Raw genomic sequence first — 21,272 nt, 5'->3', positions numbered from 1 at the left:
TTCGAGCATGAGTAAGGGAACGCTGTACGACAAGGTGTGGGATCGCCACAAGGTCACGACGCTGCCCAACGGGCAGGATCAGCTGTTCGTGGGCCTCCATCTCATCCACGAAGTGACGAGTCCGCAGGCCTTCGGCATGCTTCGCGAGCGCGATATCGAGGTCGCCCGCCCCGACCTGACCCACGCGACGGTCGATCACATCGTGCCGACGAGCGATCAGTCCCGACCCTACAGCGACGACGCCGCCGAGGAGATGATGGCCGAACTCGAAGCCAACGTCCGCGAGGCGGGCATCGACTTCTCGGACCCCACCACGGGCGATCAGGGCATCGTCCACGTCATCGGCCCGGAGCAGGGCATGACCCAGCCGGGGAAGACCATCGTCTGTGGGGACAGTCATACCTCCACGCACGGCGCGTTCGGCGCGCTGGCCTTCGGCATCGGGACCTCCCAGATCCGGGACGTCCTGGCCACCCAGTGCATCGCGATGGAGAAACAGAAAGTCCGAAAGATCCAGATCGACGGCGAACTCGGGCCCGGCGTCGAGGCCAAAGACATCGTCCTGGAGATCATCCGCCGGCTGGGCACCGACGGCGGGGTGGGCTACGTCTACGAGTACGCGGGCGAGGCCATCGAGAACCTCGACATGGAAGGCCGGATGAGTATCTGCAACATGTCCATCGAGGGCGGGGCGCGCGCGGGCTACGTCAACCCCGACGCCACCACCTACGACTACCTGAAAGAGACCGACGCCTTCCAGGACGACCCCGAGGCCTTCGAGGCACTCAAACCGTACTGGGAGTCGATTCGCAGCGACGCGGACGCCGAGTACGACGATGTCGTCCACATCGACGCCAGCGAGCTCGAACCGATGGTCACCTGGGGGACCACCCCGGGACAGGGCGTCGGGATCTCGGAGCCGATTCCCCACCCCGAGGACCTGCCCGCGGACAAACAGGACACCGCGCGGCGCGCTCAGGAGCACATGGGCGTCGAGCCCGGCGAGACCATGGCGGGCTACGACATCGACGTGATCTTCCTGGGCTCGTGTACGAACGGTCGCCTGCCCGACCTGCGCCGCGCCGCGGCCATCGTCGAGGGCCGCCAGGTCGACGACGACGTGCGCGCGATGGCCGTCCCCGGCAGCCAGCGCGTCCAGGAGGCCGCCGAGGCAGAGGGCCTGGCCGATATCTTCCGCGAGGCCGGCTTCGAGTGGCGCAACGCCGGCTGTTCGATGTGTCTGGGCATGAACGAAGACCAACTGGAGGGCGACGAAGCGTCGGCGTCCTCCTCGAACCGGAACTTCGTCGGCCGTCAGGGCTCGAAAGACGGCCGGACCGTGCTGATGAACCCCCAGATGGTCGCCGCGGCCGCGATCACCGGCGAAGTGACTGACGTCCGCGAACTGCCGGAGGTGACCTCCGCATGAGCGACGTCGAGATTCCCGAAGTCCGCGCAGTCGCGGGCACGGGCGTGGCGATCCGCGGGAACGACATCGACACCGACCAGATCATCCCCGCGCGGTTCATGAAGGTCGTCACCTTCGACGGCCTGGGCCAGTTCGCCTTCTTCGACGTCCGCTACGACGACGAAGACAATCAGAAAGCCCACCCGATGAACGAGGACCAGTTCAGCGAGGCGAATATCATGGTCGTCAACGACAACTTCGGCTGTGGCTCCTCGCGTGAACACGCCCCGCAGGCGCTGATGCGCTGGGGGATCGACGCGTTCATCGGCGAGTCGTTCGCGGAGATCTTCGCGGGCAACTGTCTCGCACTCGGCATGCCGACCGTCACAGCCGACAGCGAGACGATCGCCGAGCTACAGGACTGGGTCGAAGCCAATCCCGACGGCGACATCGACATCGACGTCGAGAGCGAGACCGTCACCTACGGCGATCAGACCGTCGAGGTCGAGGTCGACGACGCCCAGCGCCAGGCCTTAGTCGAGGGGATCTGGGACACGACGGCGCTGATGAGTGCGAACGGAGGCGAAATCGACGCGACCGCCGACTCGCTGCCGTACGTCGAATCGGGAGACTGACGAGCGGCGTCTTCTTTCACGGGCCCGATCTCGTGGTACGCGACCACATACGCTGGCAGGACGAGAGTCCACGTGGCCGTCGTAATCAGAACCGTTCCCACGACGGAGGTGACGACCGTGACCACGACATCGTCCGGTCCCGCTGGCAGGCCGACGACCGCATCGACGGCCGCGAGTACGCTGCCCGGGATGACCGACCCGGCGACCATCCCGAAGATCGGGATCACCGCCAGTGCGACGCTCGTCCCGGGCGCTTGCGTGACCGCCGACCACGCGGCCCGGAGGGCTGGCCCGAGTGAGCGCTCGTCGAGGACGACAGCAGCGGGCACCCAGAGGAGAGCCGCGAGCGGGACCGCGAAGGCGAGCGTCCCGACTGCCAGGATAGCGACCACGACGGTCGCAGCCAGGACGGCGACAGCAGGACCGGTCGACGACGTCTGAGTCACCTCAAGGAGGACGACAGCCACGATCGACCCCAGCATCGAGACCACCTGCCAGACGACGAACCAGATCGCGCCGAGGGCGAGCACCCAGAGGAAGAGCAGACCGTACCGTTCGAGGTCCGGTGCGAGAAGACGACGCGGCGAAAACCGGCCAGCGACCGCGGTGTCGACCGTCCCGAGCAGACCGTCGATCGCGACAGTGGCCAGCACCGGCATCGCCATCGTCACCACGATCGGAACGAGCAAGATAAAGAAGACGGCAAGCGAGTCTGGAACGACCATCAAGAGACCGACAGTTCCGACGACAGCGAGGTGGCCGACGGCGACGACGGCAGCGATCACGACGGCGATTCGTGGCTCCTCGCGGACGACGCCCACTCCCGACCAGAGGTGATCTCGAACGCTCATACCGATCACTCGACCGACGTGATGAAAAGGCAAGCGGGTCGTCGCGTCAGGACTCGCCGAACAGCCGGGTCCGAAGCCCACCGCCCGTGGGGCGTTCGGCGAGCAGGACCGACTGATCGATCTCCGAGACGACTTCGAGGTGCAACGAGTCGTCGAGCAACCGCGAGATCAGGCCACGCTCGCGAGCCCCGACGATCACGAGCGTATGATCGGCGGCGGCGTCGGTAAACGCCGTCGGGAGGTCGCCGCTGTCGTCGACCAGCCGATCGGCGTCTTCGAGGTCGTGATCGATCGCCCAGTTGTTGAGGAACTGCTCGCCGTGGGCCCGTCGGTCGGGGCCGTCCACGACGTGTAACAGCGTGACGCGAGTGTCGAACTGGCTCAGCAGCTGTCGAGCGACCTCGGCACTCAGGGTGCCGTGGGGCGTGTCGAGCACCGGAACGAGCACGCGGCCCGGGTCGAACCCACGGTCGCGGAAGACCAGCACGTCACAGGGGAGTCGCCCGGCGAGTTCCGCGAGGCGACGGTCTGCGACGCCCGAGGCCCACGTCGAGTCTTCGCCCTGTTTCATCACCAGGAGGTCGGCAGTGGTCGCGGGCCCCGTGAACACCGCGCGGAACGGCCGCCGTGCGACGGCCGACGAGACGTCACACCGGACACCGTGGCTCTCGACGGCGGTGCGGACGTCTGCGAGCATCGCCGCGGCGTCGGCATCGGTCGTCGCGTGTTCGGTGTCGATCGGCCGGGAATGTGGATCGTACTCGGGGACGACGAGGACGAGTTCGACGACGGCACTCGCTTTCGAGGCGGCCAGTCCACCGGCGAGGTCTCCAATGCCCGTGCTGACGTCGGGATCGGCGATCGGCACGACGATCCGGAAGGGGTCCTCGTCGGTGTACTCGGTCTCGTCTTCGACCAGCGGGACGTACGATCGGCCGGCCAGGCCGCCGAACAGCCACTCTCGCCAGGAGAGCTGTCGACGCGCGCCCTCGAAGCGGGCGCTTTCGAGGCGCTCTTCGCTGGTCTGGAAGTAGTTCACGACGGTGACGAGCACGACGCCGCCGGCGGTGTTGCCCGCGAGGACGGGGAGCACGAACTCGACCATTCCCGTCCCGACGGCGACACTGCCCGCGAAGACGAGATACATCATCTCCGTGAAGGAGACGACGACGTGGAACAGGTTGCCCAGCGGGATCGCCAGAAAGGCCAGATAGACCACGACGATCCGCGAGACGGTGTCGCGCGCGGCGTACTCCACCCAGACGACGCCGGCGACGATCAGGCCGGCGAACGCCGCCTTGACGAACAGGACGCCCGGGCCGGTGTCGATGCCCTTCTGAGCGATATCGAGTGCCACCCCAGTCGCGTCACTCGACAGCACGCCGCCGAACGCGAGTGCGGCCGCACCGCCGAGGCCACCGAGGAAGTTGCCCGCGAGCACGACGACCCAGTTGCGGAGCAGGGCGGGCACGCTCGCCAGTCGCTCGATCGTCAGCGCGACCGGTGGGAGCGTGTTCTCGGTGAACAGTTGATACCCACCGATGATGATGTAGATGAAACCCAGCGGGTAGAGCAGGACGCTCAACACCGAATGACCGTCGGTCGACGCCGTCAGAGAGACGTACAGCAGGAAGGTGATCGAGATGGCGAAGCCAGCGGCGAGCCCGCTGAAAAACAGCTCTCGGGAGTCGGCGGTGATCTCCTCGTCGGCGGCGGCGATGATGCGCTGGAAGATCTCGTTCGACGAGAAGCGATCGCGGATGACACGGCCCGCCGCGGGCGCACCGCTCCGGGAGCGCTCGATCGCGTCGCGGACGGAGTCGTCTGGATCGGAGTCGCGGTCGGGCACACCGGCGACTCCGTGCGCGACGACAAAATTCCTTGCCTTCAGGTCCCCACTCGATCGGTGATCCACGCCGACTCTTGGATGAGGATCGTCCCGAGCGTACTCATCACGAGGACGTAGCCCACGGCAAAGGCGGGAATCTCCGCGGCGAGCGCGCCGGTCCCGACCGTCGTCGCGAGCGCGGCGATCACCAGGGAGAACTCCCCGCGAGGCACCATGCCGAGTCCCACGCGAATCGACCGTGTTCGCGAGAGCCCGTAGACCTGCCCCGAGAGCGTGCCGCTGGCGAGTTTGCCCGCGGTCGTGACCAGGACCGCCACCGCCAGGAGGCCGGCGACGCCCGCGAACAGCGTGACGTCGGTCTGGACGCCGATCACGAAGAAAAAGACGGCCGCGAACAGGTCTTTGGCGGGCCCGACGACCGACTCGATGCGATCGGTGAGATCGGTCTCGCTGAACGCCATCCCGACGAAGAAGGCGGCGACCGCCTCGCTCAGCCCCGTCGCGAGCGCGACGCCGGCGATCAGCGTCGTCACGCCGATCACCCGGAGGACGAACAGTTCGTCGCTGTCGGTGCTGAACAGTCGAGTCACGAGCGACGGGCCGTACCACGCGACCGCTCCGAGCACGCCCAGCACGGCGAAGGCCCGGCCCACGTCGATCGCCGCCTCGACGGGCGTGCCCGATCCGAGCGCGACCGCCGCGAGCACCGCGAGATACACCGCGATCGCGATGTCCTCGAAGACGAGCGTGCCCAGGATTGGCCGGCTCTCGGGGTTGGCGACCCACCCGGTGTCGATCAGCGACTTCGTGATGACCGCACTCGACGATATGTAGACGATCCCCGCGAGAAACAGCGTCTCGATCACGCTGTACCCAAAGAGGAAGCCGAGCGCGAGGCCCAGTCCGCCGTTGATCACGGCGTCGACCGCACCGATCGTGAGGACGCGCTCGCGATCAGCGAGGAGTTGGCCGACGCTGAACTCCAATCCGAGAAAGAACAGCAAGAAGACCACACCGAGTTCGGCAACGACCTCGACGAACTCGCCGTACGCGACCAGCGTGAGTGACACGCCGAACAGCTCGGTCGGCGGGTTCGGCCCGACGAGCACGCCGACGACGATGTACGCGGGGATCACCGAGAGACCGATCCGGGAGGCGAGCGCGCCGGCGAGTGCGATCGCAGTGAGCGCGATGCCCACTTCGAGCAGTGGCGCCATCAGTTCGAATCCGTAATCTCGTCGACGGCGTGCTGTTCGTCCCGCGTGCCCAGCGTGACGAGGAGGTCGCCAGCCTCGACGGTCGTCTCGGGCCCGGGATTCGGAATGGACTGCTCGTCGCGCTGGATCGCGATGACCGACGCCCCCGTTCGCTCGCGAATGTCCGTCGTTGCGAGCGTCTGCCCGACGAGTGGCGAGTCGGCCGTGATTTCCGTCCACTCGATGAGTCCGTCGCCCAGCGGCACCTCGACGTCGCCGGCCTCGATCGGCTGGAAGTGAGCGCCTTCGAGGATCGACCCGAGTTGCCGCGCGCGCTGGTCGTCGAGGCTGAACAGTTTCTCGCTGTCGCTGTCCGCGTCGGGCCGCAGATACAGTTCGCGCGTGCCGTCGTGATGGATCAGGACGATCACTCGTCGGTCGCGGTCGAGGTCGAGTTCGAACTTGTGACCGACGCCGGGCACCTCGGTCTCGTAGACGGCCATATGCGAACGGCGTCGGCCAGCGTGAAAAACGGCCGGGCCTGGACGTCCAGCCGTGGCAGTCTTACACCAGTTCGAACAGTGCCAGCACGTCCTGTGAGTCGACAGTGCCGTCGCCGCTGAAGTCGTATGCCGACGCGTAATTCTGGACTGCGGGATCGTCGGTGTGCTGGAACAGGACGTTCACGTCGGGAAAGTCCAGTTTGTCGTTGCCGGAGACGTCCTCGTACAGGCCGTCACCGTCGAGGTCCTGTGGGACGGTGCCCGCGATGGGCTCCGGGCCGGACGCCTCTTCGACGGCGACCGTCACCGACACGGTCGACTGTTCGCCACAGGAGTTCGTGAACGTCGCGGTGTACGTACTGGTCTCGGACGGCGAGACCTCGATCTCGCGGGTCGTCGCCGAGACGCCCGGCCCGTCCCACGACCACGACCCACCGTCGGTCGGATGCGGGCCGATCTCGACGGTCTGGCCCGCCTCGATCGATACCGTCGCGGCCTCGGTCCACTCGCCGCCGTCGACACTGACGTACGGCGCGAGGTCCGTCGGCTCACAGGTCGTCCCCTGATCCGTCAGATCCGGAAGATCGTCGAGTGTCAGGGTGAGGTCGTGATTGTAGACGTAGTCCAGATGCCCGTCGGAGTTGTCGGTGAGCCACTCGGTGTGCCAGTTCATCCACCAGGACCACCACGCGCCGTCGTTCGCACACGCCGCCGGGTCCGGCGGGGTCCCGCACTCGTGGTACGCGATGGGGATCTCCGAGCCGTGGATGTCGACGACGCCGTCGTACATGCTCACTAGGGAGTCAGAGGGCGGGCTGTAGGTGTCGGCCCCGGCGATGTCGTAGTACTCGCGACCGGGGTCCCAGTCCGCGTCGGGGGTGTCGGCGTAGCCCAGCACCCAGATGAGGTTGTCGAGGTCCCACTCGTCGGTGAAGTAGTCGTACACCGTCTGCCAGAGTTCGATGAACGCGTCGGCACCGCTTTTCGACCACCAGAACCAGCCCCCGTTCAGTTCGTGCATCGGCCGCCAGATGACCGGGATCCCCTCGTCGCGCAGGGTCGCGAGGTGCTCAGCGATCTGGTCGAGATCCTCGTACATCGCCTGGTTCTCGGCGGTGCCCTCCTCGAAGCAGCGCCAGACGTCGATCTCGCCCTTGCTGTTCTCGTAGCCCGGGCCCAACGTCGGCGCGCCCCAGTGCCACATGAGCGTCACGATCCCACCCGCGTTCCAGTGTTCGATCGCGCGATCGACACGCCACTCGAAGTTCTCGTTGATGAAATCCAGGCCCATGACGGCGGGTTGGCGGCCCGTCACGTCCTGGAGGTAGTCCATCTCGTCGATGCCCCAGGGTTCGTACTCCTGTCCGGAGAGGATCTTCTCGCCGGAAATCTCCTGGAGATACTGGTACAGTGCGCGTGCGTTGTCGGTGGCGTCCGGGTTCGACAGCGTCGCCGCAGACGCCGTCGAAAGGCTTCCGAGCGCGGCCGTTCCCAGCCCGGCCGCGGCACCCGTTCGCATGAATCGTCGTCGTGTGGACGCGAACCGGTCGGTCACCGGGTCGTCGTCGGCGGAGTCGTGTGGTTCCATCGTTGGATCTGTTGCGGTTTCCCCTCGCAACGATCGCACTAGACGCTCTAACTGCAACAACCTTTTTATTAAATTTATTCAGATGGTACGCGTATTTTCTGACGCGTCGCGATCCGAACACCGAAGCCAGCGGGGGCCCGACCGTCCAGCCACGCGATGGCAGGGATTCGCTCGATCGCCCGACGCGTCGGTCACGCGTACGTCGCCGCGCTCGCCTGGCTGGGTCTCGTCGATCGGACCGACGGCGAAGCGGCGCTCGCGCTGGCTGCGCCGGTGATGGTCACCGGCGGGTTGCGCGTGCTCCTCCGGGTCGCGGATTTCGCGATGGTCGGATGGGCGCTGGGCGACGCGGCGATCGCCGGCCTCGAACTCGGCTTTCAGTACTACTTCGTGGGCTTCGGCCTCTCGCTGGCGATCTCCTCTGGGACGATCAGTGTCGTCTCGCGACTCCACGGCGCGGGCGAGTACGACCGGGCGAACCGCGCGGTCGCCCAGTCGCTGTGGCTCGCCGTCGCGATCGGTCTGCCGCTGACCGTGCTCGCCTGGCTCCGCGCGCCCGAACTGGTGGGATTGCTCACGCCCGATCCCGACGTCGTGCGCTACGGCAGCACGTACCTCGCGATCGTCATGCTCGCGATGGTGCCGCGATTCTGGAGCATGGTCGCTGCGCGGGCGCTCGCCGGCGGTGGCGACACCGTCACGCCGATGGCCGTCCGGACGATCACGCTCCCGACGAACGTCGTGCTCAACGCCGTGCTGATCTTCGGGCTGGGGCCGGCCCCGCGGCTGGGCGTCGCGGGCGCGGCGATCGGGACCGTGATCGCGAACGCGATCGCCGCCGGTGCCTTCCTCGGCCTGTTGCTCTCGGGGCGGTTCGTCGTCGCGCTGCCGCGCCGACCCACCGTCGATCCTGCGTTGATCGTCGAGATCGTCCGGGTCGCGCTCCCGCTCGCGGGGATGCGGCTGCTCCAGACCGGCGCGCGATTCCCCTTCCTCGCAATTTTGGGTCTGGTGAGTACGCCCGCCGTGGCGGCCTATGCCGTCGGGCGACGCGTCGTCATGCTCGCGATGATGCCCGCGTGGGGCTTCGCGACCGCGTCGAGTACGCTCGTCGGGCAGCGTCTCGGTGGTGAGGATCCCGACGGCGCGCGATCGGCTGGCTGGCAGACCGCACGGATCGCACTGGTCACCCAGGTGGGGGTCGCGATCGTCATCGTCGCCGCCGCACGCCCGATCGCGCACCTCTTCGGGACGGCCCATCCCGATCTCGTCGTCGCGTTCGTCCGCACCTTCGGCGTGATCGTCGCGAGTTTCAGCCTCTCGCGGACGATGCGCGGCGCACTCCGGGGTGCGGGCGACACGCGGTGGCCACTCTACGGCACGGTCCTCGGATCGACGGTTCGACTCGCGATCGCCGCGCTCGCGCTGCCGGCCGGCCTCGCGGTCGCGCTCCCGGCGCTCGGGACGGTCACGATCGGTGCGGGCCTTGGCCTGCCGGCGATCTACACCGCCCTCGTCGCCGACTACGCGCTCAAGGCGGCGGTCAACACCTATCGCTTCCACAGCGGGCGGTGGCGCGCGGTCGCGAACGCGGCACGTCTCGACTCCTGACCGACGTGCCGGTTCCCGTGTGGCTCGCGACTCGCTCGACGAGGATTCGATGTCGTCGTGGGAGACCAGCCCGCCGTCACCGATATTTCGCGATTCGAAACAGATACGTTTAAATTATAGTGGGTCGCGGCAACATATGTATGGAGACAGCCAGTAAGGACATCTCTGACGAAGCATCGTCGATCGAACAGCGCCACGCCGACGCGGCCGAGGAAGTGCTGCCGGACCATCGCAGCCTGTACATCGGTGGGTCCTGGGTCGACAGTGCCTCGGGCGACTCGTTCGAGACGCGCGACCCGACGACCGGCGAGTCACTCGCCAGCGTCGCCGCCGGGTCGAGCGCCGACATCGACGACGCCGTCGCCGCCGCCTGGGACGCCTTCGACGAGCGATTCAGCGAGTTCTCGACCGCCGAACGCCAGGCGATGCTCGAATCGATCGCCGACCGGGTCGAAGCGAACAGCGAGGCGTTCGCCCGACTCGAATCGCTCGACAACGGCAAGCCGATCAGCGAGGCCCGGATCGACGTGAGCCTCGTCATCGATCACTTCCGGTATTTCGCCGGCGCGGCCCGGACCCACGAGGGCACGACCGTCGAGACCGACGACAGCCGCCACGTCCAGACGCTCGAAGAGCCCTACGGCGTCGTCGGGCAGATCATCCCCTGGAACTTCCCGCTGTTGATGGCCGCCTGGAAACTCGGTCCCGCGCTGGCGGCGGGCAACACCGTCGTGCTCAAACCGGCCGAGCAGACCCCACTCTCGATTCTCAAGCTGATGGAACTGACCGAGGACATCATTCCGGACGGCGTCGTCAACGTGGTCCCCGGTCTGGGCGAGGCGGCTGGCGCGCCCCTGGCCAGCCACGACGACATTCGAAAGCTCGCCTTTACCGGGTCGACCGCGGTCGGCTCGGAGGTCATGCAGAGCGCCGCCGAATCGATCACCGACGTCACGCTCGAACTCGGCGGGAAGAGCCCGCTGGTGGTCTTCCCGGACGCCGACCTCGACGCCGCGGTCGAGACGGCGATCCTCGCGATCTTTTTCAACACCGGCGAGGTCTGCTGTGCCGGGTCGCGGCTGTTCGTCCACGAGGACATCGAAGATCAGTTCCTCGATCAGCTGGCGAGTGCCGCCGCAGACCTCACGATTGGTGATCCGCTGCTCGAATCGACCGATCTCGGCCCGAAGGTGAGTGCCGACCAGCTCGATCGTACACTGGAGTACATCGAGCGCGCCCGCGACGCGGACGCGACCGTCCTCACTGGCGGGAGCCAGCCCGACGACGACAGCCTCGCGGACGGCTGTTTCGTCGAGCCGACACTGATCAGCGACATCGATCACGATCACGCGGCCGTCCAGGAGGAGATCTTCGGCCCGGTCCAGGAAATCTTCACCTGGAGCGACTACGACGCGATGATCGACCTAGCCAACGACGTCGATTACGGCCTCGCCGCGGGCGTCCTGACCGGTGACGTCTCGACCGCCCACGAGTGTGCGAAAGATCTCGAAGCGGGCAACGTCTGGATCAATACGTACAACGACTTCCCGGCGGGCCAGCCGTTCGGCGGGTATAAACAGTCGGGGATCGGTCGTGAGACCGCCCAGGACGCCGTCGATCACTACACGCAGACGAAAACCGTCACCGTGGGGCTCCAGTAGAGCCGCACACGCCTCCCCCACCCCGATACACCCGTCCACTCTGGCCGTCCCCGCGACTCGCCGCCTCACGCCACCGGCGTGAACCACTCCTCGTAGATCTCCACCACCTCGACAGCCACCGTCGAAGGAACGGCGGGTCGATATCGCCGTCCCTGACCAGAATACCACTCGAGTCGTCCACGAACGTGACGAGGTCCAGACGGCGATCGAGAAGCTCGAACAAACGAGTCGTCGACCACTACATCGCCGCCGCCAACTCCTCGCTGATCGCGTCACCGATCTCGCTGACCAGATCGTCGACGCGTGCCGCGACCGGATCGGTCATCCCCTCCTCGTACGTGAAGGGGTCTGCGACCTCGATGGCGTAGATCGTCACCTCGGGCATCGACTCGCCCATCGCCTCGCCCAGTGTCGTCAGCGTCTCCAGGCCGACGTTGTGGGTCGCCACCCCACCGCCCGAGTCCGGTTCGACCGTCGCGGGGTCGAACTGGTACCACTCGCCGGGCGTCCCGTCCTCGGTCGCGACCGCGTCGATCAGGATGGCGCGATCGTGCCCGCTCAACTCGTCGATGAGCATCAATCGCCCGGAGGTCATCGTCCGGATCTCCGCGTCGAGATCGTACGCCTCGGCGATGCGATCGGTGACTTCGAGGCCGACCACGTCGTCGCGTTTGATCTCGTTGCCGATGCCGACGATCAGTGTCATGGATTAGCGCTCGACGTGATCGAGGACGTCGCCATCGCGTTCGAGGGTGACCTCCAGGGGCATCTCACCGATGGCGTGGGTCGAACACGACAGGCAGGGGTCGTAACACCGGATCACGCTCTCCATGGTGTTGAGCGTGTCCTCGGGGATCTCCGGGCCCTGGATGAACGACTCGGCGGCGGATTTCACGCCGCGGTTCATCGCGCCGTTGTTGTGGGTGGTCGCGACGATGAAGTTCGCGTTGGTGACCGCGCCGCCGTCGTCGACTTCGTACTCGTGGATGAGCGTTCCCCGGGGCGCCTCGATGACGCCGACACCGCGGGAGTTCTCGGGTTTTGCGGCGACGTTCGGAATGCCGTCGTAGACGGCGGTCCCGTCGAGCAGTTCCTGAATCCGCTCGACGCAGTACAGCATCTCGATCAGGCGCGCCCAGTGGTAGTACGTCGAGCGCTCGTGGACCGGGCCGTCGGCGGCGGCCATAAAGCGCTCGTACTCCTCGCCGGCCTCGGGCGTGTCGACCGAGTCGGCGGCGTTCAACCGCGCGAGCGGGCCGACGCGGTACTGACCGGCCTCGAAACCGGCCTCCTTGTAGTACGGGAACTTCAGATAGCTCCAGTCCGTCGAGCGCTCCGCGATGATCTCGTCGTACGCCGCGTCGTCGATCTCTTCGAGGATCGAGCCGTCCTCGTCGGTCAGGCGGACGTCGCCGTCGTAGTGTTCGAGGCTGCCGTCGTCGACGAGGCCCATATAGCCCGTCGCGTAGGTCGCGTAGTCGAGCAGTTGCTCGTCCATGTCCGCGAAGATCTCCGCGAGTTCATCGATCGTCTCGCGGATGTAGCCCGTCAACGGCTCGGAACGCGTGCGCAGCGACTCGCCGTCCGAGCGGTCGAGCGTGTTCGTCACCCCGCCCATCACCGCGAAGTCGGGGTGGACTTTCTTCTCGCCCAGCGCGGCGATGACGTCCTGGCCGAAACTCCGGAGTTCGATCCCGCGTTCGGCGAGATCGGGATGTTCCTCCAAGACGCCCTCGATGTTGCGCTTGGCGGGATCGGCGTCGTGGCCCAGCACGAGGTCCGGGCTCGACAGGTAGAAGAAACTCAGGGCGTGTGATTGCAGCACCTGGCCCATGTGGAGCAACTCGCGCAGGCGGACCGCGCCCTCGGGCAATTCGACACCCGCGATCTGATCGGCGGCTTTCGCCGCCGCGAGCTGGTGGCTCACCGGGCAGATCCCACAGATCCGCGCGGTGATCTCGGGCATCTCCCAGACCGGACGGCCCTCGACGAACTCCTCGAACCCGCGAAACTCGGTGACGTGGAACTTCGCGTCCTCGACGCCACCGTCGTCGTCGAGTTCGATGGTGATCTTGCCGTGCCCCTCGACGCGCGTGACAGGGTCGATGACTTCTGTTTCGCTCATGGATTAGTCGTACTGCAGCGCTTCACCCGAAATCTCGGGGGTTTCACCGCGGGCCAGTGCGGCCAGGCTCGCTTCCATCACGTCGGCGTCGGGCGGACAGCCCGGGACGAACACGTCGACGTCGATGAACTCGTCGAGCGGCCGGGCGTCCTGGAGGAGGCGTGGGACGGCATCGCCCTCGCCAGTTGGGACCTCGCTGTGCTCGTCGGCTTTGCCGTCGAAGGCCGCTTCGAGCATATCCTCTGGGTCCTGGTCGTTGCGCAGGGACATGATCCCCCGGAGCGCGGCACAGTCGCCCCACGCGACGACGGTGTCACAGTTCTCGCGGAGTTCCTGGGCGACCTCGACGTTCTCCTCGTTGGTGACGACGCCCTCCGCGATGCCGATGTCGGCCTCTGGGACCTCCTTCTCGTCAACGATCATGTGGCTCGCGACGAACTCGACGTCTTCGAGGAGGTCGACGAGTCCGTGATCGACGTTCAAAAACTCCATGTGACAGCCCGAACAGCCGCCGAGACAGACCGTCGCGACGGTGGTGCGAGCGTCCTCGTCGTCTCCCGCCGTGTCGGCCGGTGCATCGCTCGCCTCGCTGTCGGCGCTCATGCGTCCACCTCCACGTCCGCGACCAGATCGTCGTCGATCGCGCCGCGCGGGCGGAGCACTGGATCGATCGTCCGGCGTCGACCCGCGGCGTCGACGAAGGTCCCGCCGCGTTCGTACCAGTCGAGCGCGGGCAAGACGACGTCCGCGAGTTTCGTCAGCGGCGATTCGCGCGTGGCCTGGACGATGACGGTGTCGGCGGCGAGCGCGTGCTCGATCATCGCCTCGATGTGTTCATCACGGTCGTCGGCCGCGAACAGGTAGGCCACGTCGGGATCGGCGGGCGAGTCGGTCGTCTCCATCCGGCCGAACACCTGATTCGAGGCGTCGTTGAGGCTGAGGACCTCCGCGCCCGACATCGCCGCCAGCCCGAAGACGTTCGCGAGCGTCGATGCGTCCCGGATCTCCGGGCCGACGACGATCGCGCTGTCGCCGTCGACGGCCGCCGAGAGGCTCTCGGCCGCCGACTGGGCGTCCGATTCGATCGCGCTCGTGCCCGCCGAGAACACTTCGGCGGCGTCGTCGGTGACGTCCGCGAGCGGGGCCGACCGATCGATCGTGGTGTCGGAGAACCGATCCAGTCGATCCGTCTCGTCTTCGACGGTAACCAGGTCCGCGCCCGACCGGGCGGCCCGGCGGACGTAGCTCGCGGCGACCGGGTGCGAATCGACGATCGAGGTGTCGTAGACGACGATCGAGTCACGGTCTTCCAGACCGGCGAGCGTACTCGCGTACAGGTCACCGCGATCGACGTCGAACTCGCTCGTGACGGCCGCGACCACGCGATCTTCGAGTGTCACGCGCTCGCGTCCGGGCACGGACACCGCCGCGGGGTAGTCCTCGAGAGCGGCGGCGAAGCCCTGCAGGGTCTCCAGGGGCAGACGATCCGAGGCGACCGCGTCGATCGCGTCGGCGTCAGCGAGGATCTCGCGGACGCGCTGGCGGGCCTCGCTGACGGACTCCTCGGTGCCCCCGACGCGAGCTTTCTCCACGCGCGGGCGACCGTCGCCAAGCAGTTCGAAGCGACCCTTCTCACAGAGTTGCCCACCATCGGGCCCGTCTTCGGCGCCCTCGATCTTGACGATCCGCCCGGAGTTGGTGTACACCTCCAGCGTACAGCCGACCGAGCACTCGGGACAGGTCGTCTCGGTGACCTCACAGTTGCGTTCGCGCCCGCGGTAGGCCGACTGGGTGCCGTACAGGGCCCCGGTCGGGCAGGCCTGCACACACGACCCACACGAGACACACGAGGACTCGCCCAGCGGCACGTCGTCGTCTGCGACGATTTCGGCCTCGCGGCCCCGATCGCTGAAAGAGAGCGTCGCGTTCCCGACGACCTCCTCACAGCTCCGAATGCACCGGCCACACGAGATACACCGGTCGAGATCGAGCGTGATGTAGTCGTGACTGGTGTCCGGGTCGAGATCCATGTATTCGAGCGGAAGGTGACACTCGTCGAGACCCGCCTCGTTGAACAGGTCTTCGAGTTCGCAGTCGCCCTCCATCTCGCAGTACATGCAGTAGTGATTCTCCTCCGCGAACATCAGTTCGAGCAGGCTGCGTCGCTGGTCCCACAACTCGTCGGTGTGGACCGCGACGCTCATCTCGTCCTGAACGGTCGTCGTACAGGCCGTCTCGGTACGTTCACCGTCGATCTCGACCAGACACATCCGGCAGGCCCCGACGTTCGAGAGGCCCTCGTACGCACACAGCGTCGGAACGTCGATGTCGGCCTCGCGGGCGGCCTCCAGGATCGTCTGATCGGGTCGTGCCTGTACCTCCGTGCCGTCGATGGTGAGGCTGACCGTCGTCGGCGCCTCGCTCTCTGTCGCTTGACTCATTGTATCACGTCCGTACCTCGATGATGTCCAGCGGACAGGCCTCGACACACTGTCCACAGCCGATACAGGCCTCGGGATCGATCTCGTGGGTCTCCTGGGGTTCGCCGCTGATCGCGTCGACCGGGCAGGCCTTCGAGCACTGGTGACAGCCGATACAGTCCTCGTGGAGGATCTTGTAGGTCTTCGAGTGCTGGCCGCTGCCGAGTTCACAGTCGCCGGCGGGACACTCGTTGTCCTCGACGTGGGCCAGGTACTCCGCCTCGAAGTATTCGAGCGTGCTCAAGACGGGGTTCGCCGCTGTCTGGCCGAGTCCGCACAACGAGGTGTCCTGCATCGTCTCGCCCAGATCCGCGAGTTCGTCGATCGTCTCCGAATCGGCCTCACCGTTGGTGATCGCTTCGAGCATCTCCAGGGACTGTTTGGTCCCGTACCGACAGGGAGGACATTTCCCGCAGGACTCGTCGACACAGAAATCCAGGAAGAAACGGGCCTGATCGACCATACAGGTCGACTCGTCCATGACGATCATCCCCCCGGAGCCCATCATCGAGCCGAGTTCGACGAGCGTCTCGTAGTCGATCGGCGTGTCGGCGTCCTCGCGGGGGATCACCCCGCCGGAGGGCCCACCGGTCTGGACGGCCTTGAACTCGCCACCGGTCGTCCCGCCGCCGATCTCGAAGACGACCTCTTCGAGTGGCGTCCCCAGCGGGACCTCGACGAGACCAGTGTTCTCGACGTCGCCCGTGACCGAGAACACCTTCGTTCCGCCGCTCTCCTCGGTGCCGAGATCCGCGAACCACGACGCACCCTTCCGGACGATCGGGGGCACGTTCGCCCAGGTCTCGACGTTGTTGATCGAGGTGGGCTGTTCCCACAGGCCGGATTGGGGCGGGAACGGGGGGCGCGGGGAAGGCATGCCGCGCTCGGACTCGATCGACGCCATCAGCGCGGTCTCCTCACCGCAGACGAACGCGCCCGCGCCTTTCTTGATCTCCAGATCGAAGCTCAACCCCTCTCCGAAGACGTCCTCACCGAGGAGGCCGACCGCCCGACAGGTCTCGATGGCTTCCTGGAGGCGTTCGATCGCGAGGGGGTACTCCGCGCGCACGTAGATGTAGCCTTTCTCGGCGCCCATCGCGAACCCGCCGATGAGCATCCCCTCGATGACGGCGTACGGGTCGCTCTCCAGGAGCGTCCGGTCCATGTACGCCCCGGGGTCGCCCTCGTCGGCATTACAGATCAGGTATTTCGGCTCGCGGTCCTCGCCCGCGAGGAACTGCCACTTCTGGCCCGTCGGGAACCCACCGCCCCCGCGGCCGCGCAACTTCGAGCGCTTGAGTTCGTCGATCAGGCCCTCCGGGTCGTACTGGGTGAGCGTCTCCCAGAGCCCGTAAAAGCCGTCGCGGGCGACGTACTCCTCGATCGAGACCGGATCGACCAGCCCGGAGTTCCCCATGACGACGCGGTCCTGGGACTCGTAGAAGGCGACGTCGTCCATGTGGGGGTGATCGTCGTCGTGAGCACACGAGTCGGCGTGGTCGCGGGCCGCGAGGCGGCCGGCCTCGGGGAAATGCCCCTCGCGCGCGGCCGCAGCGAGCGTCTCGACGTCACGCACTTCGACGTTCTCGTAGATGACGCTCGCGCCGTCTGGCTGGATGATCTCGACCAGCGGTTCGGCGTCACAGAAGCCCAGACAGCCGGTTTTGCCCACCCGGACCGCGTCGCCGGTCGCCTCGACGAACGCCTCGTAGACGTCGTCGGCGCCGGCGGCCTGGCCACACGACGACATCCCGACGATGACCTTCGGGTCGTCGGGATACAGCGACCGTTCGCCCTCGCGACGGAGGGCATCCAGGTCGGATCGAGAGCCGATGCGATCGACGGCGGACGTGGTGACACTCATGAGTCGCGGTACTCCTCGATGATATCGTCGACACCGTCTGGTTCGACGTCGCCGTACACCTCGTCTCCGACCATCACGGCGACCGCGAGGCTGCACGCGCCGATACACCGGACGTGGCTCACGGTGAAGGTGCCGTCCTCGGTGATCTCTTCGAGGTCGACGTCGAGTTCGTCACAGAACGACTCCGAGACCTCGTCGGCACCCTGAACGTGACAGGCCGTCCCGGTACAGACCTTGATGGTGTGATCGCCCCGTGGTTCGAGATAGAACTGCGAGTAAAACGACGTCGTGCCGTACACGTGGGCCATCGTCGAGTCGCACTCGCTGGCGATCAGTTCCATCGCGAACCGCGGGATGTAGCCGTATTCGTCCTGTACGTCCTGCAGTGCGGGAATGATGCTCTCGGTCCGTGCGGGATACCCGTCGAGAATCGCCTCGACGGTCTCGATTTCGTCGTCACAGACCGAATCCAGGCCGGCGTCGGCGGGAATCACGCCGCTCTCGCGGTCGTGACGCGGGCCGTCACCGCCCTGGACTGACCGTTGAACGCGCTCCAGGGCCTCCATATGTGTTCATTCGGCAGACTGCGTAAAGATGGGCGGCGGCTTCCCAGGCCTTGAGAAAATATTGGGTAGACCGTGATATTCATACGTGCTCGATTAGGCCGCCCTAAACGCCCGCAAACGGGCCCACATCGACGGTCGACCAGTTGCTCTCGTCGCGAAAACCGCCCGAACGATCGGCAGATCGACGAGTCGTCGGGCACGACACGCGATCCGGTACGCTCCCTGTGACCGACCCCCCACAAGACTCGACGGGGCAGTACCCACCAGACCGACATGCGGGGCTACTCGATGCGCTCGCCCGCGGCCTCCCAGTCTGTCAGACTTCCCTCGTAAAAGGCGACGTCGGCGGCCCCCATCTCGCACAGCACGAGGTAGGTGTGGCTGATCCGGCGTGCGGTGTTACAGTACAGCACGATCCGATCGTCGAGGGCGATGTCGCGATCAGCGAGGACCGCTCGGATCTCCTCGGGCGCGCGCACGCCACGGGTCTCGTCGTCGACGAGGTCACGCCAGTCGAGGTGGATCGCACCCGGGATGTGGCCGTCGTCGAACTCTTCGCGCGTGCGCGTGTCGACGATCGTCACGTCGTTCTCGACCGCCGAACGGACGCCCGCCCGGCCGATCAACGGCGTCGCCACTGGTGGGTCGGGGTCGTAGTCGGTGGAATCGGGGGACGGGCACTCCTCGCTCACGGGCCAGTCGCGTTGCCACGCGCTGAAATCGCCGTCCAGCAGGTGCAGCCGGTCGGGCGGGTGCCCGAAGAGGAGCGCCGTCACCAGCAGTCGGGCGGCGAAGACCCCGTGGTCGTCGTCGTACGCGACGAGGTCACGGTCGGTCCGGAGTCCCGCGGCGCGCATCTGTGCGATCCAGTCCGCACGGTCGGGGAGCATGTCGCCCGCGCCGCGTTCGCCCGACCGAATCGTCTCGAAGGGGACGTTCACCGCGCCGGGGACGTGTCCGAGTGCGTCGTACGCCCACGACTCGCGGACGTCGATCACGACCGGATCGTTTGCCTCCACCCACGCGGCATCGACAATCGACGGCATAGCTGGTGTTCGAGCGCGAGGAGAAAGAACCTGATCGTCGCGTCAATTGCGGACGTGGGCCGTCACTCGCTGTCGAGGCGTTCGCGTAGCCGCTCGTTGACCGTTCCCGGGTCGGCCGAGCCACCCGTCTGTTGCATGACCTGGCCAACGAGAAAGTTCAGTGCGCCGTCTTCGCCGTCGTGGTAGTCCGCGACGGCGTCGGGGTTGTCCGCGATCGCAGCGGCGACGGCCTCGGCGACTGCGTCGTCGGCGACCGTGCCCAGGCCTTCGCGCTCGACGACCGTATCGGGATCTGCGCCCGCGTCGAGCATCTCGCGCAGCACCACTTCGCGCGCGTTTTTCGCGGTGATCGCTTCGCGGGCGACGAGTTCGACCAGGCGCTCGACCTCGTCGAGGCGATCAGTCACGGCGTCGAGCGACAGATCGCGATAGTTGAGTTCACCCAGTAGTTCGTCGGCAACCCAGGTGGCGACCAGGTCGGGGTCGTACGCGCCCGCGAGTTCTTCGTAGACGTCCGCCACGGCCTTTCGCGACATCAACTTCTCGGCAGTCTCGTCGTCGAGGCCGTACTCCGCACCGAATCGCTCGCGACGCGCGTCGGGCAGTTCCGGGATCGGGATCTCCTCGATCCAGTGACTGACCTCCAGCGGTGGGAGGTCGGCCTCGCGGAAGTAGCGATAGTCCTTCTCTTCTTCTTTCGAGCGCATCGCGACGGTGTTCCCGTGGGTCTCGTTGAAGTGGCGGGTCTCCTGGGCGACGGTCTCGCCCGCGGCGAGGAGATCGCGCTGGCGCGACGCTTCGTAGGCGAGTGCGCGCTCGGCGCCGCGGTGGCTGGAGATGTTCTTGACTTCCGTGCGGTTCGCCTCGACGAGCACGTCGTCGGGGATCGATCCGTCGGGACCGACCGCCGACGCGTCTACGAGCGAGAGGTTCGCGTCGACACGGAGCGAGCCGTCGGCTGTCGGGTCGTAGACGCCTAGGTACTGGAGGATCTCTTCGAGTTTCTCCAGGAAGGCCCGCACCTCGCTGGGATCGCGGAAGTCCGGTTCGGTGACGATCTCCATCAGGGGCGTGCCCGCGCGGTTGTAATCGATCAGGGTGTAGTCCGCGCGGTCGATCGAACAGTCCCGGACGTCGATCGGACCGGTCCCCTCGCGAATGTGGCGGACGCTCCCGGGGTCCTCTTCGAGATGGGCGCGCTCGATGCCGATCGATCGGCGCGTCCCCTCGTGGGTGAATTCGAGCGTGCCCGCCTGGCAGATCGGCGCGTCGTACTGTGTGATCTGAAAGTTCTTCGGCAAGTCGGGGTAGTAGTAGTTCTTCCGGTGAAATCGGGTTCGTTCGGGAATCGTCGCGTCGATCGCCCGCCCGACCTTGACGGCGGCCTCGACGGCCGCTTCGTTGAGGACCGGCAGCGATCCCGGCAGGCCGAGACAGACCGGGCAGGTGTTCGTGTTCGGCTCGTCCGCGCTCTCGGTCGCACAGCCACAGAAGATCTTCGTCGCGGTGTCGAGTTGGACGTGGACCTCCAGGCCGATGACGACGGTGTTCGTGGCCGCCTCCGCGCTCATGGCGACGGATTCGACAGGGACGGGGTAAAGCGTGACGACTACGGGTAAGGAGTGGGCTGCACGGTGCAGCCGCTCTTCGTGGTACGAAAACTGCGAGCGACATAGCCGTCGCTCGCGAACGTGAATGTGGTAAGAATGAAAGGCGGCGATCCGAGTTTCCCAGAGGGTCTCCCACTCCAGTACTCACCGGAACGCAGGCGGGCTTAACTTCCGTGTTCGGAATGGGTACGGGTGTTGCCCCGCCGCTGTGGCCGCCTTAACGCCGACTCGCGGAGTCGAACCGCGCGAATGGCCAGCAGTCGGTTTCCGCGTGTATGT

At 66.5% G+C, this 21,272-nt stretch carries 16 protein-coding genes and 1 rRNA gene; 4 read left to right on the top strand and 13 right to left on the bottom strand.

The window, feature by feature from the left end; all coding sequences use genetic code 11:
- The first annotated feature begins 7 nt into the window (after positions 1-7).
- Both leuC and leuD read left to right on the top strand, forming a co-directional pair.
- Entirely contained in the window at positions 8-1,429 is a 1,422-nt protein-coding gene (leuC, locus tag HARCEL1_RS01290; RefSeq protein WP_108380816.1) for a 3-isopropylmalate dehydratase large subunit, read from the top strand.
- Positions 1,426-2,043, top strand: a complete 618-nt coding sequence (gene leuD / locus HARCEL1_RS01285) for a 3-isopropylmalate dehydratase small subunit (protein ID WP_108380815.1) — start codon at positions 1,426-1,428, stop codon at positions 2,041-2,043. The genes leuC and leuD overlap by 4 nt, the downstream gene beginning before the upstream one ends.
- 897 nt (positions 2,044-2,940) lie before the next feature.
- Here leuD and HARCEL1_RS01280 read toward each other — a convergent pair.
- The 4 genes from HARCEL1_RS01280 to HARCEL1_RS01265 form a co-directional block, all read right to left on the bottom strand.
- Positions 2,941-4,743, bottom strand: coding sequence for a formate/nitrite transporter family protein (locus HARCEL1_RS01280; RefSeq protein WP_108380814.1), 1,803 nt, complete (start codon positions 4,741-4,743; stop codon positions 2,941-2,943).
- A 38-nt stretch (positions 4,744-4,781) separates the two neighbouring features.
- Positions 4,782-5,963: a cation:proton antiporter gene (locus HARCEL1_RS01275; RefSeq protein WP_108384030.1), complete on the bottom strand. Its 1,182-nt coding sequence runs from the start codon at positions 5,961-5,963 to the stop codon at positions 4,782-4,784.
- Positions 5,960-6,442 carry a cation:proton antiporter regulatory subunit gene (locus HARCEL1_RS01270; RefSeq protein WP_108380813.1) on the bottom strand — a complete coding sequence of 161 codons (483 nt, stop codon included), beginning with the start codon at positions 6,440-6,442 and terminating at the stop codon, positions 5,960-5,962. The genes HARCEL1_RS01275 and HARCEL1_RS01270 overlap by 4 nt, the downstream gene beginning before the upstream one ends.
- A 61-nt stretch (positions 6,443-6,503) precedes the next feature.
- Positions 6,504-8,030, bottom strand: a complete 1,527-nt coding sequence (locus tag HARCEL1_RS01265; protein ID WP_108380812.1) for a glycosyl hydrolase — start codon at positions 8,028-8,030, stop codon at positions 6,504-6,506.
- Between the two features lie 156 nt (positions 8,031-8,186).
- On the opposite strand from HARCEL1_RS01265, the gene HARCEL1_RS01260 reads away from it, so the two are divergent.
- Both HARCEL1_RS01260 and HARCEL1_RS01255 read left to right on the top strand, forming a co-directional pair.
- Positions 8,187-9,641, top strand: a complete 1,455-nt coding sequence (locus HARCEL1_RS01260; protein WP_108380811.1) for an MATE family efflux transporter — start codon at positions 8,187-8,189, stop codon at positions 9,639-9,641.
- A gap of 140 nt (positions 9,642-9,781) precedes the next feature.
- A complete protein-coding gene (locus HARCEL1_RS01255; RefSeq protein ID WP_108380810.1) occupies positions 9,782-11,302 on the top strand; it encodes an aldehyde dehydrogenase family protein in 1,521 nt (506 codons plus the stop codon).
- Between the two features lie 238 nt (positions 11,303-11,540).
- On the opposite strand, the gene HARCEL1_RS01250 is transcribed toward HARCEL1_RS01255, so the two are convergent.
- The 9 genes from HARCEL1_RS01250 to rrf all read right to left on the bottom strand — a co-directional run bounded on the left by HARCEL1_RS01250 (position 11,541) and on the right by rrf (position 21,213).
- Complete coding sequence (locus HARCEL1_RS01250) at positions 11,541-12,008, bottom strand: hydrogenase maturation protease (RefSeq protein ID WP_108380809.1); 468 nt, start codon at positions 12,006-12,008, stop codon at positions 11,541-11,543.
- Between the two features lie 3 nt (positions 12,009-12,011).
- Positions 12,012-13,427 (bottom strand): Ni/Fe hydrogenase subunit alpha, encoded by a 1,416-nt coding sequence (locus HARCEL1_RS01245; RefSeq protein WP_108380808.1) that lies wholly within the window; start codon positions 13,425-13,427, stop codon positions 12,012-12,014.
- A 3-nt stretch (positions 13,428-13,430) separates the two neighbouring features.
- A complete protein-coding gene (locus tag HARCEL1_RS01240; RefSeq protein ID WP_108380807.1) occupies positions 13,431-14,030 on the bottom strand; it encodes an NADH-quinone oxidoreductase subunit B family protein in 600 nt (199 codons plus the stop codon).
- Positions 14,027-15,868, bottom strand: a complete 1,842-nt coding sequence (locus HARCEL1_RS01235) for a 2Fe-2S iron-sulfur cluster-binding protein (protein WP_108380806.1) — start codon at positions 15,866-15,868, stop codon at positions 14,027-14,029. The genes HARCEL1_RS01240 and HARCEL1_RS01235 overlap by 4 nt, the downstream gene beginning before the upstream one ends.
- Before the next feature lie 4 nt (positions 15,869-15,872).
- Complete coding sequence (locus tag HARCEL1_RS01230) at positions 15,873-17,771, bottom strand: NADH-ubiquinone oxidoreductase-F iron-sulfur binding region domain-containing protein (protein WP_108380805.1); 1,899 nt, start codon at positions 17,769-17,771, stop codon at positions 15,873-15,875.
- Positions 17,768-18,337, bottom strand: a complete 570-nt coding sequence (locus HARCEL1_RS01225; protein ID WP_108380804.1) for an NADH-quinone oxidoreductase subunit NuoE family protein — start codon at positions 18,335-18,337, stop codon at positions 17,768-17,770. The genes HARCEL1_RS01230 and HARCEL1_RS01225 overlap by 4 nt, the downstream gene beginning before the upstream one ends.
- Positions 18,338-18,618: 281 nt before the next feature.
- Complete coding sequence (locus HARCEL1_RS01220) at positions 18,619-19,383, bottom strand: sulfurtransferase (protein ID WP_108380803.1); 765 nt, start codon at positions 19,381-19,383, stop codon at positions 18,619-18,621.
- A gap of 62 nt (positions 19,384-19,445) precedes the next feature.
- Entirely contained in the window at positions 19,446-20,954 is a 1,509-nt protein-coding gene (gene gatB, locus HARCEL1_RS01215; protein ID WP_108380802.1) for an Asp-tRNA(Asn)/Glu-tRNA(Gln) amidotransferase subunit GatB, read from the bottom strand.
- 137 nt (positions 20,955-21,091) lie between these two features.
- A 5S ribosomal RNA gene (gene rrf / locus HARCEL1_RS01210) occupies positions 21,092-21,213 on the bottom strand.
- Positions 21,214-21,272: the final 59 nt, after the last annotated feature.

It is taken from the genome of Halococcoides cellulosivorans (assembly GCF_003058365.1).
Classification (GTDB): domain Archaea; phylum Halobacteriota; class Halobacteria; order Halobacteriales; family Haloarculaceae; genus Halococcoides; species Halococcoides cellulosivorans.
Note: the sequence above shows the minus strand (reverse complement) of the source record. Positions and strands in the feature narration are given on the sequence as shown.